This is a genomic window from Curtobacterium sp. ODYSSEY 48 V2 (assembly GCF_023712625.1).
Taxonomy (GTDB): domain Bacteria; phylum Actinomycetota; class Actinomycetes; order Actinomycetales; family Microbacteriaceae; genus Curtobacterium.
The window spans coordinates 1-14,010 of sequence record NZ_JAMAXX010000002.1; the positions used below are offsets into that span (position 1 = coordinate 1).

Sequence of the window (14,010 nt, forward strand, 5' to 3'; positions counted from 1 at the left end):
TTGACGCCGCGGTTGGTGGTGGTCATGCCAGGGTTCCCTTCTGTTCCACGGTGACCTGCACCGACGAGCCGTGCTTGCCGCCGAGGCGACCGAGCCGGTCCCCGACGGCGTGCTCGACGGCGCTGGCGTCGACGGGGATGCCGGACAGGGGCACCACGTGCACCTGGGTGCGGTGCCCACGCGCGGACGCGGACGTGTTGGCTTCCGGGACGCCTGCTGCGTGGGCGGCGGCGTTCGCGGCGGTGGAGGCCAGGATGCGGGTGTCGATCACGACCGCACCGCGGTCACGGTCGATCCCGGACCGGGGCTGCCTGCCGGGCTTGAGGGCCAGCACGACCAGGACGATGCCGAGGATCACCAGGGCGGCGGCGATGACCTCGATGATGGTGGTGAACGCGGCGTCGGGCGTGAGGGCGGTGTCGACCACGGTCTGCGGGTCCGCCAGCAGCGGCTGCTGCCCGATGGCCTTCAGGACCGCTTCGGTGCCGATCCACGCCGCGACCAGTGCGACGACGACCAGGGTGATCGCGACCGCGGTGGACCGGGACCGGTGGATGCTGCGACGACGCAGCCGCTTCTCGAGCTGTTCGGTGCTCATGTGCTCTGTCTCCTACCGGACCCGGCCCTCGTGCGCACGCACGATCCCGGTCAGTTCGATGTGGGTCCGACCCACGTGACGGCCGGAGAGTTCCCCGACGCGGGAGCGGATCGTGTCAGCAGCCGACGACGCCGCGGAGACGACGTCCCCGCCGGCGGCGATCGGGCCGGTGACCTCGAGCGCGAGCGCGCCGTCGTGGTCGTCCAACCCGACCCGGAGCCGCTTCGCGGGAGCGCCCAGACGCTCCGCTGCGACGGCCCGGGCCAGCGCCGTCAGCGCCCGGGCGGTGATCTCGACCCGGCCCGGGACCGCGCTCGCCGGGAGGCTCCCCGGGCCGGCGCTCACCGGGAGCTCCGGCGTCCGGTCAGCACGTCGGTCAGGGCACCGCGGTCGATCTTCCCGGTCGTGATCGCGGCCACGAGTGCACCGATCAGACCGAACACGATCACCAGGACGAAGCCCCAGAACCCGAACTGCAGTGCCACGACGGCGAGGATGGCGCCGATCAGCGCGCCGACGAGTGTGTTACTCAACGCGGGACTCCTTCTTGTCGTCGTTGTCGTCGTCATCCCCCGGGATGTAGACGTCCTGGACGGTGACGTTGACCTCGGCGACCTCCATGCCGACGATCTGCTCCAGCGCACGGGCGACCGACGAACGGACACCGTCAGCGACCTGCTGCAGCGACACCGGGTACTCCGCGACGATCACGACGTCCGCGGCGACCTGCTTCTCGCCGACCTCGACCTTGACGCCCTGACCGTGGTCACGCTGCCCGATCGCGTCGCGGATCGCGCCGATCGCACGGGCAGCGCCGCCGCCCAGCGAGTGCACCCCGTTGACCTCACGAGCGGCGATGCCGGCGACCTTCGACACGACGGTGTCGTCGATCGTGGTCTTGCCCGCAGTACCCGAACCGTTCTGGACGGCCGAGCGCGACGCCGCCGAAGCGGTCGCCGGAGTGGTCGAGGTGGTGGTGGTGTCAGCCATTGGTGTCTCCCTTCGAGGACCCGCCGGGACTCGTTCCCAGCGGTTGCTGTTCACGGATGAGACGGGCTGACACCGAGATTCGTCACACGGGTCCGGTGTGATTCAGCGCTCTTCCAGGGGAAGCGCCAGAACGCCGGTTCTCCGTGTACCCCGACGGCGGAGGGTCAGCCGGTGCCGCCGATACCGGCCCCGGTGTTGCGCGACGCGGCGTCCCGCACGGAGCGCACGTACGCCATGGGCGACAGTCCGCACTCCTGTCGGAAGAGCTGTTGCAACCGGCGGGGACGCACCCCCGCAGCGTCCGCGATCTCGTCGACGGTCAGGTCGCCGTCGGCGTGCTCGACGATGTGCGCGACGGCACGTCGGACCCGCCAGGACGTCCGGCCGGAGTCGGGTCGCGCGGCCCGTGAGCCGCGCAGGGTCGCCGCGGGGTCCTCACCGAAGCGCTCCCGGTAGGCCGCGGCGAAACGGCCGGGGTTGGTGAAGCCCCATCGTCGGGCGACCGGTGTCACGCCCTCGTCGCCGGCGGCGCGCAGCAGTTCACGACGGACGCAGTCGAGCCGGTGGTCGCGCATGAACCGGTTCGGTGTGGTGCCGAGCGTCCGCGCGAAGACGTCCTGCAGGCCGCGCTGGCTCAGTCCGCACGCGGCCGCGATCTCGGGGACGGACGGTCGGTCCTGTGCGTGTGCCTCGATGTGGCGGACCGCGTCGCGCAGCCGGTTCGCGACCGGGACGTCCTGGCCCCGGTTGCGGATCGGGAAGGTGTCGAGGACGACCACCGCGAGCCGCCGGTTCAGGGCCGTGCGCATCGGACCGACCACGCGGTCGTCGAGCAGCGCCGGCGCGAGGTCCTGCACCAGGCGGCGGAGCGGCTCGCGCCGGGCGATCGCCTCGTCCTGCTGGTCGAACAGCAGGGGGCCGTCCGGCAGGCGGTAGCCGAGCTCCGCGCCGACCGACCGGAGGAACGGGTCCGACACGTGCAGGCCGTTGTAGACGGTGTCGGCGGACTCGAACCGGTACGCCTCGGACGCCGAGGCGATGTAGGGGCTCCCCGGTTCGATCACCCGCGTCCGGTCCGCGAAGTGCATCTCGAGGCGTCCGCGGGTGAGCCAGAACACGACGTGGTCGTTGCGCGGGCCGATCACGCCACCGCGCCGTCCACCCTCGGCGCGCATGGTGCGGAGCGTGACGTCGTCGTCGCCGACGATCGTGTACTCGTACCGGGTGCCCTCGGCGACGTAGGTCTCGGTACCGAGGTCGCGGCCGTTGTACTCGGCCGAGAAGATCCGGCCGTAGTCGGTGCCGTCGCTCTCGGTGAACCGCAGGCGGCGGTAACCGTTCGTCGACGAGGTGCTCACCCGCGCATCATGCCAGCACTGTCCGGGATGCGCGCTTCCGCGTCCCGGGTGGGCGCTGCCGGACGGGAGGCCCGTGGCGGCCGCGACACGCGCCTCCCGTCCGGTGGGTACCGGTTCGATCCGCGCCACGGCGGGGATCCGCCGGCGCACGCCGACCCTCGCCCGCAGCGACGAGCGATCCCGCCCTTCAATGACGAATTCTCAGACAACTCTGCGCCTCCCGAGGGATCGACGAGCACGAAATACCCCAGGGGGGTACCCTGTCGGGGAGGACGGAGGTCAGGATGCCAGCAGCACCGCACGCACACGTCGGGTACATCGAGGACAAGGACGACCTGCTCAAGCGGCTGCGCCGCGCGGAGGGGCAGGTCCGCGGGATCGCGCGCATGGTCGAGGACGAGACGTACTGCATCGACGTGCTGACCCAGATCTCCGCGGCGAACCGGGCGCTCGAACGGGTCGCCCTGTCGTTGCTGGAGGACCACCTGCGCCACTGCGTCGCCGAGGCCGTGGCCGAGGGCGGCGACGCCGCCGACGCGAAGGTCCGCGAGGCGAGCGACGCCATCGCCCGACTCGTCCGTTCCTGACCCCACCGCACCACACACCGAGGAGGACCCATGACCACCGAGACCGTCGCCGTGACCGGGATGACCTGCGAGCACTGCGTGGCGAGCGTGACCGAGGAGGTCTCCGAGCTCGCCGGCGTGACCGACGTCACCGTGGACCTCGTGCCCGGCGGGTCGTCGTCCGTCACCGTCACGTCCGACCACCGGATCGACGACCAGGCCCTCCGCGGCGCGATCGCGGAGGCGGGGTACGAGGTCGTGTCCCGGTGAGCCAGGGCGTCGTCGAGCTCGACATCACGGGGATGACCTGCGCCTCGTGCGCGAACCGCGTCGAGCGGAAGCTCGGCAAGCTGCCGGGCGTCTCCGCGACCGTGAACTACGCGACCGAGCAGGCGCAGGTGTCGGTGACCGACCCGGACACGGTCGACACCGCGGCGCTCGTCGCGGCGGTCGAGGCCGCCGGGTACGGGGCGACCGTCCACGTGCGGCAGCCGACTCCGGGCTCTGCCGACGACGTCGACGACGCCACCGGTCCCGACGCCGCGACCGCGCCCCTGCGGCAGCGGCTCGTCGTCTCCGCCGTCCTGGCGCTGCCCGTGGTCCTGCTCTCGATGGTGCCGGTCCTGCAGTTCCCGAACTGGCAGTGGGCTGCCCTGGCACTGGCGGCACCGGTCGCCGTCTGGGGAGCGCTGCCGTTCCACCGTGCCGCGTGGGTGAACGCCCGACACGGCGCCGCGACCATGGACACCCTGGTCAGCCTCGGCGTCGTCGCCGCGTTCGGCTGGTCGCTGTACGCACTGTTCCTCGGCGACGCCGGTGCCCCCGGCATGCACATGACCTTCTCGTGGTTCGCCACGGACCCCGAGGCGAGCGACCTCTACCTCGAGGTGGCCGCGGCCGTGACGGTCTTCATCCTGGCCGGCCGGTACATGGAGGCCCGGGCGAAGCAGCGGTCCGGGGCGGCGCTGCGCGCGCTGCTCGAGCTCGGCGCGAAGGACGCGTCGGTGCTCCGCGACGGGCCGTCCGGTCCCGTCGAGACCCGTGTGTCCGCCGCGTCGCTCGTCGTCGGTGACGTCGTCGTCGTCCGACCGGGGGAGCGGATCCCGAGCGACGGCATCGTGCGCGAGGGCTCGTCAGCCGTCGACCTCAGCATGCTCACCGGTGAGTCGGTCCCGGTCGAGGTGCGACCCGGCGACCGTGTGACCGGCGCGACCATCGACGTCGGTGGTCGGCTCGTGGTCGAGGTCACCGCCGTCGGTGCCGACACCGAGCTCGCCCGGATGGGACGCCTCGTCGAGGACGCCCAGACCGGCAAGGCCGCGGTGCAGCGACTCGCCGACCGGGTCTCCGCCGTGTTCGTACCCGTCGTGATCGGCCTCGCCGTGGTCGCGTTCGTCGGGTGGCTCGTCGACGGCGGGTCCCTGACCGCTGCCGTCACCGCCGCGGTCGCGACGCTCGTCATCGCCTGCCCGTGCGCCCTCGGGCTCGCGACGCCCACCGCGCTGCTCGTCGGCACGGGTCGTGGCTCGCAGCTCGGCATCCTGATCGGCGGCCCCCAGGCGCTCGAACGCACCCGCGCCGTGGACACGATCGTGCTCGACAAGACCGGCACCGTGACGACCGGGGAGATGCGCCTGACGGCGGTCCTGCCGGTCGACGGCGCACCGGACGCCGACGGATCGCTGCTCGCGGTGGCGGCGGCGGTCGAGGACGGTTCCGAGCACCCGGTGGCGCGTGCGGTCGTCCGGGCCGCGCGGGACCGCGCACTCGACGTCCCGGTCGCGGAGCAGTTCGCTGCGACGCCGGGCGCGGGCGTGCAGGCCGTGGTCGACGGCGAGGTGGTCGTCGTCGGCACCGCCCGGTGGCTGGCGGAGGCCTGGGCACTGCCGGTGGACGAGGCGCTGGCCGCGCGGGTCGCCGCTGCCGAGTCGGACGGCGGGACCGCGGTCCTCGTCGGCCGGGGCGGCTCGGTGCTCGGCGCCGTCGTCGTCGGCGACACGGTGAAGCCCGAGGCGCCGGAGGCCGTCCGGCGGTTCGTCGCGCTCGGCCTGCGCCCGGTGCTGCTCACCGGGGACAACGAGGGCGCCGCGCGCGCCGTCGCGGCGCGCGTCGGCATCGACGAGGTGCACGCCCGTGCGACCCCGGCCTCGAAGCTCGAGACCGTCCGGCGACTGCAGGCCGAGGGGCGGACGGTCGCGATGGTCGGCGACGGGGTCAACGACGCGGCGGCGCTCGCGGCGGCGGACCTCGGCATCGCGATGGGGGCCGGCACCGACGCGGCGATCGCCGCGAGCGACATCACCGTCGTGAGCGGTCGGCTCACCGTCGTGGCGGACGCGGTCCGGCTGTCCCGGGCGACGCTCCGCACGATCCGCGGCAACCTGTTCTGGGCCTTCGCCTACAACGTCGCGGCGATCCCGCTCGCGATGGCGGGCCTGCTGAACCCGGTGCTCGCGGGTGCGGCGATGGCGTTCTCATCCGTCTTCGTGGTGACGAACAGTCTGCGCCTGCGTCGCTTCCGGGCCCTCGGCTGACGCCCGACGAGTGTCCCCGCGCCCTTCCGGGGGCGCGGGGACAGCCGATCACGGTGGTCCGTCGGTCATCTGCGTCGCTGGTGCCTCCGCACCGCGAACCCGGTGAGGACGATCCCGACGAAGAGAGCGGCCCCCAGGGCGAGCTTCCCGAGCCAGGAGTCGGAGCTGGCGAGTACGGACCCGACGCCCACGAGGACGAGACTGACGGCGACGGCGAACGGGACGCTCGAGGCAACCCCGCAGACTGCGCGCTTGCTCATCAGGCGCAGCGCGGCTTGACCTTGCCGCCAGCGAACGGGTAGACCCGGAGAGCCTTGCCGCCGCTGCACCGCACTCCTCCGTTCGAGGTGATCGCAACGGTCGCGGCGGTCAGGATCGCGCCGGCGACGACGCAGAACGTTCCCGCACTGATGGCGCAGAGTCCGGCACCGAGCCCGAATGCTGCTCCGCTGATGATCAGGTTCTGGTCGGTGCTGTTGAACGCCACGTACGTGCCCCTGCTGTCCCGACCGGCGCTCAGACGCGATGTCGGACCCTCCTGGACGAGATCGAAGGTCATTCCCTGCCCGAGGTCCAGGGTCGTGCGGATGCTCCCGTCGTCGTCGACCGTCTGCCGCTCGACGTAGCCGCCAGCTCGGGCTTCTTCGATCGCATCGTCGATCTGAGCGGGTGTGAAGTGCTGCAACGCGTCGGCGCTGGCAGCAGCGCCCTGCGCGCCCGCGGTGGTGTCTGCGGCGTTGGCTGCAGGGGCAGCGATCAGCCCTGCGGCGACGAGTGCGACGCTGGTCGCGCTGATGGCGAGCGACGTCCTGACCTTCGACATGCGATTCCTTCCTCTGGGGTCCGAGAGCTGAGTGCTCCCCGGACTCCTGACCGTAGGGGTCGGAACGTCGATTCTGAAGTGTGAAATCTCAGTACGACGAGTTGTTACGCCGCTTCGCCCCACCGAGCTGTGCGCAACCGCACTGCTGCGGCACTACGCTCGGACGTGGTCCGCGACGCAGCGCTGCGGTGACCCGCGGTCCAGTACGTCCAGAAGGTACCCAGGAGGACCGAAGTGACCGAATCCGCTCCCGTCGACCCCACATCGACCGACGGCTGGAAGAAGCTCGCCGGCATCGCCGACGGATTCACCCCCGACCTGCGCGGTTGGTTCGACAGCGACCCCGGTCGCGCCGATCGCTACACGTTCCAGGCCGCCGACCTGACCGTCGACCTGTCGAAGGGCCTCGTCGACGACGAGATCCTCGCCGCCCTGCTCCAGGTCGCGAAGGACACCGGCGTCGCCGAGCGCTTCGAGGCGATGCTCGCCGGCGAGCACATCAACGTGACCGAGGACCGCGCCGTCCTGCACACGGCGCTCCGCCGTCCGCGGGGCATCGAGCCGGCGCTCGTGGTCGACGGCCAGGACGTCGACGCCGACGTGCACGCCACGCTCGACAAGGTCTACGCCTTCGCCGAGCAGGTGCGCGACGGCTCGTGGACCGGTGTCACCGGCAAGCGCATCGAGACCGTCGTCAACATCGGCATCGGCGGCTCCGACCTCGGCCCGGTCATGGTCTACGAGGCGCTCAAGCCGTACGTGCAGGAGGGCCTCGAGGCGCGCTTCGTCTCGAACATCGACCCCGCCGACATCTACGAGAAGACCGTCGACCTCGACCCGGAGACCACGCTCTTCATCGTCGCGTCGAAGACCTTCGGCACGCTCGAGACCCTGACCAACGCCCGTCTCGCCCGCCAGTGGCTGTGGGAGCGCCTCGGCCTGACCGACGCGTCGGACGACGAGAAGTCGAACGCCGTCGCCAAGCACTTCGTCGCTGTCTCGACCGCGCTCGACAAGGTCGCCGCGTTCGGCATCGACCCCGAGAACGCCTTCGGCTTCTGGGACTGGGTGGGCGGCCGCTACTCGGTCGACTCGGCCATCGGCACCTCGGTGGTCATCGCGATCGGCAAGGAGAACTGGGAGCAGTTCCTCGCCGGGTTCCACGCCGTCGACGAGCACGTCCGCACCACGCCGCTCGAGCAGAACGTCCCCGTCCTCATGGGTCTGCTCAACGTCTGGTACACGAACTTCCTCGGCGCGCAGAGCCACGCGGTCCTGCCGTACACGCAGTACCTGCACCGCTTCGCCGCGTACCTGCAGCAGCTCACGATGGAGTCGAACGGCAAGCGCGTCCGCTGGGACGGCTCGCCCGTCACGACGGACACCGGCGAGGTCTTCTGGGGCGAGCCGGGCACCAACGGCCAGCACGCGTTCTACCAGCTCATCCACCAGGGCACCCGCCTGATCCCGGCGGACTTCATCACCGTCGCGAAGCCGGCGCGTCCGCTCAAGGACGAGTCGGGCGACGGCAAGGCCGTGCAGCCGGGCCAGGACGTCCACGCGCTGTTCCTGGCGAACTTCTTCGCGCAGACCAAGGCGCTCGCGTTCGGCAAGACCGCCGACGAGGTCCGCGCCGAGGGCACCACCGACGAGGGCATCGTCGCGGCCCGCACCTTCACGGGCAACAAGCCGTCGACGTCGATCCTCGCGCCGGAGCTCACCCCGAGCGTGCTCGGTCAGCTCATCGCCCTCTACGAGCACATCGTGTTCACCGAGGGCACCATCTGGGGCATCGACTCGTTCGACCAGTGGGGTGTCGAGCTCGGCAAGCAGCTCGCGCTGCAGATCGCCCCGGCGGTCGACGGCGACCAGGACGCGCTCGCGTCGCAGGACTCCTCGACGAAGGCGCTCATCGCCAAGTACCTGGAGCTGCGCGGCGAGTAGCCCACGCACCTGACGACGGACGGGAGGCGCGGTGCCAGCTGACACCGCGCCTCCCGTCCGGTGCGTGGTCGCGCTTGCCGCGGGGCGGCCTCGGCCCCGAGACTCGGCCCCGCGGACACCTTCGCGGCTCGCGAGCCGCGAACACGTCCGCCTGCGCGAGACTCGGCGGGAGTGCGACCAGCCGGCGTCAGCGCGCGAGCGGGTCGAGGTTGAGGGTCGTCCCCTCGTACAGGTACTGGTCGTCGCCGAACACCTGCACGTCGGCGTTCAACCAGACGAGCGCCTTCACGCTGATGCCGAAGCGTGCCGCGACGTCGCCGATCAGGTCGTCCGGCGCCACCGTGTAGGAGCGCGGCGCACCGGACGCCGTCGTCGCCGTGACCGGACCGGAGGCGTTCGACCGTGCTCCGCCGTCGACCGGGTGCACGTTCGTCTGCCGCTCGGGCACCGACCAACGCACCGGCGCGACCGCGAGCACCTTGCCGGCCGCGATCTCGATCGGCAGGTCGGCCTGGCCGGGGTCGGCCGCCGAGGACACCACGAGCGTCACGAGCCCCGACGGGTCGACACCCGAGCCGTCGAGCGGCACGTCCTTCGCGACCGGCGCGGGGGTCGGACCGCCGAGCACGGTGTCGCCCACGCCGGGGTAGGTCAGGCCGTCGCCCACCGTCCGCTCGCGTTCGAAGAACCCGGCCCCGATCGGGACGGGCAGCGACGAGGTCACGCCGCTGAACTGTGCGGTGAAGGTGTCGTCGCCGTCCGCCACGACGCGGTAGTGGAAGTGGATGCTGCCCTTCGGTGAGGCGACGTCGCCCTCGGCCAGCACCGTCCCGGCCGGGATCGGGGTGAGCACGGGGTCGGGGACGGCGGCCTCGGACGCGACCGGGCTGGGCGCGCGCGGGGTCGCCGAGGCCTCGAGCCGGGCGGCGTCCGGGTCCTCGGTCGCCGTCGGCGACGGGGTGGACGTCCGGCTCGCCGTCGGCGGGGCCGAGGGCGCCGGGAGCGCTCCGTCGGACCCGCCGAGCAGCGAGCAACCGGACAGCGCGACGGCGACGACCAGAGCGGTGGCACCGGTCGCAACGGTTCGGTTCATGATTCCCCCTCGGTTCGAGATGCTACCGGCGGATCCGGCGCGGCAGGGAGCGGCGGCGAGCGGATGTGTCGAGGGACGTAGCTGTCGGCGCGAGCGGCTACCGTCGAGGCATGGACCGCCACGACATCCTCGCCGCCGCAGCCGCCGCCCACGCCGCTCGCATCGCCGAGGCGGGCGGTGACGACACGGCCGCCCGGCAGCGTGCCGCCGCCGTCGAGGGGCGCGAGCACGGGACGGACGATGCTTCGGCCGACGCCGTCCGCGCGGTCCAGCGCCGGCGTGCAGGAGAGGTCGAGCGGGCCGCTGAGCGCACCGAGGGCGCCCTCTCCGACTGGCACCGGATGGGCACCCGTCGCGGGGTCACACCGGACGAGCAGCTCCGGAGCGCCTGGACGGTCACCGGGGTCCCGGAGTCCGGCGCCGCACGCGCACTGGCGAACGTCCTGCTGTCCACCGCCGGGCACGCGGGTCGGGTGGCGGACGCGGCTCGGCGCAACCCGGCGCTCGGCGGGGCCGCGAGTGCAGCGGCCCGACGGACCGTCCGCCGCTACACCGACCACGGGGCCGGCATGGCTTCGCTCGGCGACGTGCTCGGCGACGGTCCGGCCGACTCCGACTGAGCAGCACCGGCCTCCGCCGACCGGTCGGAGGATCGGCCGGCCGCACGGGTGAGCGGTCCGGTCGACGGGACACGGAACGGGACACGGAACGGGACACGATCGCCGCGCGCACCGTCGCGAGGTCCCCCGACGAAGGAGCCACGCAATGGTCGATACCGCGCCGACAGCACCGAAGGTCGCTCTCCCCCCGGTGGGGGAGGGCCCCCACCGCCGCCGTCTCGGTGTCCTGGCCCTCGTCGCGACCCTCGGCGGCCTCCTCTTCGGCTACGACACCGGTGTGATCAACGGGGCGCTGCTCCCGATGCAGCAGGAGCTCGGCCTGACGGACCTGACCGTGGGCGTCGTCACGAGCTCGCTGCTCTTCGGCGCTGCGGTCGGTGCGGTGCTCGGCGGTCGGATCGCGGACGGCTGGGGACGTCGGAGGACGATCGTCCTGCTCGCCGTGGCCTTCTTCGTCGGCACGCTGACCTGCGTCCTCGCCCCGACGTTCGGGGTCATGGTCGTCGGCCGGGTCCTGCTCGGGCTCGCGGTCGGTGGGGCGTCGACCGTCGTGCCCGTCTTCCTCGCCGAGCTCGCACCGTACGAGATCCGTGGATCGCTGTCGGGCCGCAACGAGCTCATGATCGTGATCGGCCAGCTCGCCGCCTTCGTGGTGAACGCCGTCATCGGCACCCTCTGGGGCGAGGGCGACGGCGTCTGGCGCGTCATGCTCGCCGTCTGCGCCCTGCCTGCGGTGGCGCTCTTCGTCGGCATGCTGCGCGTGCCGGAGTCGCCGCGGTGGCTCGCGTCGAAGGGCCGGTACGGGGAGGCCCGTGCGGTGCTCGTGCAGGTCCGCTCCGAGGAGCGCGCCACGGCCGAACTCGAGGAGATCGAGCGCGCGAACGAGCGCGAGGCGGAGGCCCGGCACGGCGGCGGGTGGCGCACGCTGCTCGGCAGCGGGTGGCTGGTCCGGACCGTGCTCGTCGGGTCCGGCATCGGTGTCGCGCAGCAGCTCACCGGCATCAACTCGATCATGTACTACGGGCAGACCGTCCTGGTCGAGTCCGGCTTCCAGGAGTCGGCGGCCCTCATCGCGAACATCGCTCCCGGGGTCATCGCGGTGGTCGGCGGGGTGGTCGCCCTCACCAACATGGAGCGCATCGACCGACGCACGACGCTCGTCATCGGGTACTCGCTGACGACGGTGTGCCACTTCCTGATCGGCATCGCGTCGATGACCCTGGTCGAGGGCAACCCCGCTCGACCCTGGGTGATCCTGGTCCTCGTCGTCGCGTTCGTCGGCTCGATGCAGACGTTCCTCAACATCGCGACGTGGGTGATCCTGTCGGAGATCTTCCCCACGCAGATCCGCGCGCTCGGCATGGGGATCGCCGTCTTCTGCCTCTGGACCGCGAACGCGTTCCTCGGGCTGACCTTCCCCACGATCGTCGCGGCGACCGGCATCACCGGCACCTTCTTCGGGTTCGCCGCGGTCGGCGTCCTGGCCCTGCTCTTCATCCGGAGGTTCGTGCCCGAGAGCCGGGGCCGCACCCTGGAGGAGGTCGAGCAGGGGCTCCCCTCCGGTGACGTCTCCGCCGTCGCCGCGGAGCAGGCGCAGCGGTAGCCCGCGCTGCCACGCGGACCGACGCCGGGGGACGCCTGCTCGACCGGGGCTCCGGCACGGGTGTGTACGGTGCACCGTTGTCGGGCGACAACGATCACGGGAGGCGCACGCGATGACCGAACTGCAGGTGGGCGACCTGCCGACGACGCTGACCGCGGTCTGCGCGGTGCTCCTCGTGGTGGCGGTCGGCTGCGCGCTCGTCGTCGCGGTCGACGTCGTCCGGCATCCACCGCACATGCGGGTGATGGCGCTCGTCTGGCCGCTGACGATGCTCTTCGGCAGCGTGGTGTGGCTGGTCTTCTACCTCCGCCGGGGCCGTGCGACGGTGGGCGGGCACGGCCGGTGGGCGGGCACCGCGATCGACACGAGCCACTGCGGCGCCGGGTGTGCGCTCGGTGACCTCGTCGGCGAGTTCGGGCTCGTCGCCTTCCCGGCCCTCGGCACCCTCGTCGGGCTCGGTACGCTCTACCAGGACCGCATGTTCGCCGGGTGGATCATCGACTTCGTCATCGCGTTCGTCGTCGGTATCGCGTTCCAGTACGCGGCGATCGCGCCGATGCGCGGGCTCGGCTGGCGGGACGGGCTCGTCGCCGCGCTGAAGGCCGACACCCTCAGCATCACCGCGTGGCAGGTCGGCATGTACGGCGCGATGGCGGTGCTGCAGTTCGCGCTGCTGCCGGCGGTGCTCGGTGGCCGCGTCGGCGTGCTGACACCCGAGTTCTGGGTCGCGATGCAGGTCGCGATGGTCGCCGGGTTCGTCTGCTCGTACCCGATGAACGCGCTCCTGGTGCGGAAGGGGCTGAAGGAGGCGATGTGACCTCCGGCGCACGCCGCGACGGACGGGAGGCGCGGTGCCAGCTGGCACCGCGCCTCCCGTCCGTCCCGGGGTGCTGGACCGCTACGGGCGCAGCAGCACCTTGCCGACACGGCCGGCGGTGTCGCTGGCACGCGCCGCGTCGCGGGCGTCCTCGAAGACGAAGGTCTCGGAGACGGGGAGCGTCAGCGATCCGTCGAGCACGCGGGTGATGAGCTCGCCGAAGAGCTGGCCCTTGAGCTCGGCCGGCATGGTCTTGCTGACGACGGCGCCCCAGAACCCCTTGACGGTGAGCTGGCCGAAGATGACCTTGCCGGACGGGATCTCGAGCGTCGGCGACGCCATGGCGCCGAAGACGACGAGCGTGCCGTTCTCGCCCATGACCGAGGCGATGTCGCCCGCGGCCTTCCCGCCGACGGACTCGACGCCCGCGATGATCGGGGCACCGCCGGTGAGCTCGCGGACCTGGTCCTGCCAGCCCTCGGAGTCCGTGGCGACGATGCGGTCGATGCCCTGCTCCCGCAGTTCCTCGACGCCCTCGGCGCGACGGACCAGACCGATCACGTTGATGCCGCGGGCCTTGCCGAGCTGCGCGACCATGCGGCCGACGGCGCCGTTCGCGGCGTTCTGGATGATCCAGTCGCCCTCGTGCAGGTCGAGCGAGTGCAGCAGGCTGATCGCGCTGAACGGCATCGAGACGAGCTGCGCGGCGGACTCGTCGGGCATGGCGTCCGGCACGGGGACGAGCCCGGCGGCGTCGGCGACGTAGTACTCGGCCCAGACGCCGAAGGTGCCGCCCGCGACGCGCTGGCCGACCTGCAGGCGGTCGACGCCCTCGCCCAGGGCCTCGACGACGCCGAGCGCCTCGGTGCCGCTGGCCGCGGGGAGCTCGGGCTTGAACCCGTAGGTGCCGCGGATCGTCCACAGGTCGTGGTTGTGGATGGGGGAGAGCACCGTGCGGACGAGCATCTGGCCGGGGCCGGGCTGCGGGACGGGGCGCTCGGCGACGGTCAGGACGTCGGCCGGCTCGCCGAAGGTCTCGTGGACGACGGCACGCATGGTGGTGG

16 protein-coding genes are annotated in these 14,010 nt (G+C 72.2%); 7 read left to right on the plus strand and 9 right to left on the minus strand.

Going from position 1 to position 14,010, the window contains the following annotated elements; genetic code table 11:
- Positions 1-22: 22 nt before the first annotated feature.
- The 5 genes from M3666_RS02695 to M3666_RS16985 form a co-directional block, all read right to left on the minus strand.
- Entirely contained in the window at positions 23-598 is a 576-nt protein-coding gene (locus M3666_RS02695; protein WP_251154420.1) for a DUF6286 domain-containing protein, read from the minus strand.
- 12 nt (positions 599-610) lie between these two features.
- The gene (locus M3666_RS02700) at positions 611-943 is read right to left on the minus strand and encodes a hypothetical protein (RefSeq protein ID WP_251154421.1); all 333 of its coding nucleotides are present in this window, start codon (positions 941-943) and stop codon (positions 611-613) included.
- Positions 940-1,131 (minus strand): DUF2273 domain-containing protein, encoded by a 192-nt coding sequence (locus M3666_RS02705; RefSeq protein WP_058728059.1) that lies wholly within the window; start codon positions 1,129-1,131, stop codon positions 940-942. The genes M3666_RS02700 and M3666_RS02705 overlap by 4 nt, the downstream gene beginning before the upstream one ends.
- The gene (locus M3666_RS02710; protein WP_251154422.1) at positions 1,124-1,588 is read right to left on the minus strand and encodes an Asp23/Gls24 family envelope stress response protein; all 465 of its coding nucleotides are present in this window, start codon (positions 1,586-1,588) and stop codon (positions 1,124-1,126) included. Before M3666_RS02710 ends, M3666_RS02705 begins: the two co-directional genes overlap by 8 nt.
- A 164-nt stretch (positions 1,589-1,752) precedes the next feature.
- The gene (locus tag M3666_RS16985) at positions 1,753-2,946 is read right to left on the minus strand and encodes an AraC family transcriptional regulator (protein WP_066656061.1); all 1,194 of its coding nucleotides are present in this window, start codon (positions 2,944-2,946) and stop codon (positions 1,753-1,755) included.
- 284 nt (positions 2,947-3,230) lie between these two features.
- Between M3666_RS16985 and M3666_RS02720 the strand changes: the two genes are divergently transcribed.
- The 3 genes from M3666_RS02720 to M3666_RS02730 are packed head-to-tail and all read left to right on the plus strand — an operon-like array spanning position 3,231 to position 6,046.
- Positions 3,231-3,533: a metal-sensitive transcriptional regulator gene (locus M3666_RS02720; protein ID WP_066656058.1), complete on the plus strand. Its 303-nt coding sequence runs from the start codon at positions 3,231-3,233 to the stop codon at positions 3,531-3,533.
- Between the two features lie 30 nt (positions 3,534-3,563).
- The gene (locus M3666_RS02725; RefSeq protein WP_066656057.1) at positions 3,564-3,782 is read left to right on the plus strand and encodes a heavy-metal-associated domain-containing protein; all 219 of its coding nucleotides are present in this window, start codon (positions 3,564-3,566) and stop codon (positions 3,780-3,782) included.
- Positions 3,779-6,046 (plus strand): heavy metal translocating P-type ATPase, encoded by a 2,268-nt coding sequence (locus M3666_RS02730; RefSeq protein WP_251154423.1) that lies wholly within the window; start codon positions 3,779-3,781, stop codon positions 6,044-6,046. The genes M3666_RS02725 and M3666_RS02730 overlap by 4 nt, the downstream gene beginning before the upstream one ends.
- 65 nt (positions 6,047-6,111) lie before the next feature.
- Here the strand turns inward: M3666_RS02730 and M3666_RS02735 are convergent, their stop codons facing one another.
- The gene (locus tag M3666_RS02735) at positions 6,112-6,306 is read right to left on the minus strand and encodes a hypothetical protein (RefSeq protein WP_251154424.1); all 195 of its coding nucleotides are present in this window, start codon (positions 6,304-6,306) and stop codon (positions 6,112-6,114) included.
- The gene (locus tag M3666_RS02740; RefSeq protein WP_251154425.1) at positions 6,306-6,869 is read right to left on the minus strand and encodes a hypothetical protein; all 564 of its coding nucleotides are present in this window, start codon (positions 6,867-6,869) and stop codon (positions 6,306-6,308) included. The genes M3666_RS02735 and M3666_RS02740 overlap by 1 nt, the downstream gene beginning before the upstream one ends.
- Positions 6,870-7,103: 234 nt before the next feature.
- Here M3666_RS02740 and pgi point away from each other — a divergent pair, with 234 nt between their 5' ends.
- Entirely contained in the window at positions 7,104-8,813 is a 1,710-nt protein-coding gene (gene pgi / locus M3666_RS02745; RefSeq protein WP_251154426.1) for a glucose-6-phosphate isomerase, read from the plus strand.
- A 187-nt stretch (positions 8,814-9,000) separates the two neighbouring features.
- Here the strand turns inward: pgi and M3666_RS02750 are convergent, their stop codons facing one another.
- Positions 9,001-9,906 (minus strand): LysM domain-containing protein, encoded by a 906-nt coding sequence (locus tag M3666_RS02750; protein WP_251154427.1) that lies wholly within the window; start codon positions 9,904-9,906, stop codon positions 9,001-9,003.
- Positions 9,907-10,016: 110 nt separating this feature from the next.
- Between M3666_RS02750 and M3666_RS02755 the strand changes: the two genes are divergently transcribed.
- The 3 genes from M3666_RS02755 to M3666_RS02765 all read left to right on the plus strand — a co-directional run bounded on the left by M3666_RS02755 (position 10,017) and on the right by M3666_RS02765 (position 12,946).
- Positions 10,017-10,526, plus strand: coding sequence for a hypothetical protein (locus M3666_RS02755; RefSeq protein WP_066656042.1), 510 nt, complete (start codon positions 10,017-10,019; stop codon positions 10,524-10,526).
- A 145-nt stretch (positions 10,527-10,671) separates the two neighbouring features.
- Positions 10,672-12,129 (plus strand): sugar porter family MFS transporter, encoded by a 1,458-nt coding sequence (locus tag M3666_RS02760; protein ID WP_251154428.1) that lies wholly within the window; start codon positions 10,672-10,674, stop codon positions 12,127-12,129.
- A 112-nt stretch (positions 12,130-12,241) separates the two neighbouring features.
- Positions 12,242-12,946 carry a DUF4396 domain-containing protein gene (locus M3666_RS02765; RefSeq protein WP_209685788.1) on the plus strand — a complete coding sequence of 235 codons (705 nt, stop codon included), beginning with the start codon at positions 12,242-12,244 and terminating at the stop codon, positions 12,944-12,946.
- An 81-nt stretch (positions 12,947-13,027) separates the two neighbouring features.
- Here M3666_RS02765 and M3666_RS02770 read toward each other — a convergent pair whose 3' ends face one another.
- On the minus strand, positions 13,028-14,002 hold the full coding sequence (locus M3666_RS02770) for a zinc-binding dehydrogenase (RefSeq protein ID WP_251154653.1): 975 nt from the start codon (positions 14,000-14,002) through the stop codon (positions 13,028-13,030).
- Positions 14,003-14,010 lie beyond the last annotated feature (8 nt).

What these genes read in the sequence shown, in the direction of transcription:
- M3666_RS02695 (WP_251154420.1), bottom strand. Translation starts at nt 598, where the DNA reads ATGAGCACCGAACAGCTCGAGAAGCGGCTGCGTCGTCGCAGCATCCAC.
- M3666_RS02710 (WP_251154422.1), bottom strand. Translation starts at nt 1,588, where the DNA reads ATGGCTGACACCACCACCACCTCGACCACTCCGGCGACCGCTTCGGCG.
- M3666_RS02720 (WP_066656058.1), top strand. Translation starts at nt 3,231, where the DNA reads ATGCCAGCAGCACCGCACGCACACGTCGGGTACATCGAGGACAAGGAC.
- M3666_RS02725 (WP_066656057.1), top strand. Translation starts at nt 3,564, where the DNA reads ATGACCACCGAGACCGTCGCCGTGACCGGGATGACCTGCGAGCACTGC.
- M3666_RS02735 (WP_251154424.1), bottom strand. Translation starts at nt 6,306, where the DNA reads ATGAGCAAGCGCGCAGTCTGCGGGGTTGCCTCGAGCGTCCCGTTCGCC.
- M3666_RS02740 (WP_251154425.1), bottom strand. Translation starts at nt 6,869, where the DNA reads ATGTCGAAGGTCAGGACGTCGCTCGCCATCAGCGCGACCAGCGTCGCA.
- M3666_RS02750 (WP_251154427.1), bottom strand. Translation starts at nt 9,906, where the DNA reads ATGAACCGAACCGTTGCGACCGGTGCCACCGCTCTGGTCGTCGCCGTC.
- M3666_RS02755 (WP_066656042.1), top strand. Translation starts at nt 10,017, where the DNA reads ATGGACCGCCACGACATCCTCGCCGCCGCAGCCGCCGCCCACGCCGCT.
- M3666_RS02760 (WP_251154428.1), top strand. Translation starts at nt 10,672, where the DNA reads ATGGTCGATACCGCGCCGACAGCACCGAAGGTCGCTCTCCCCCCGGTG.
- M3666_RS02765 (WP_209685788.1), top strand. Translation starts at nt 12,242, where the DNA reads ATGACCGAACTGCAGGTGGGCGACCTGCCGACGACGCTGACCGCGGTC.
- M3666_RS02770 (WP_251154653.1), bottom strand. Translation starts at nt 14,002, where the DNA reads ATGCGTGCCGTCGTCCACGAGACCTTCGGCGAGCCGGCCGACGTCCTG.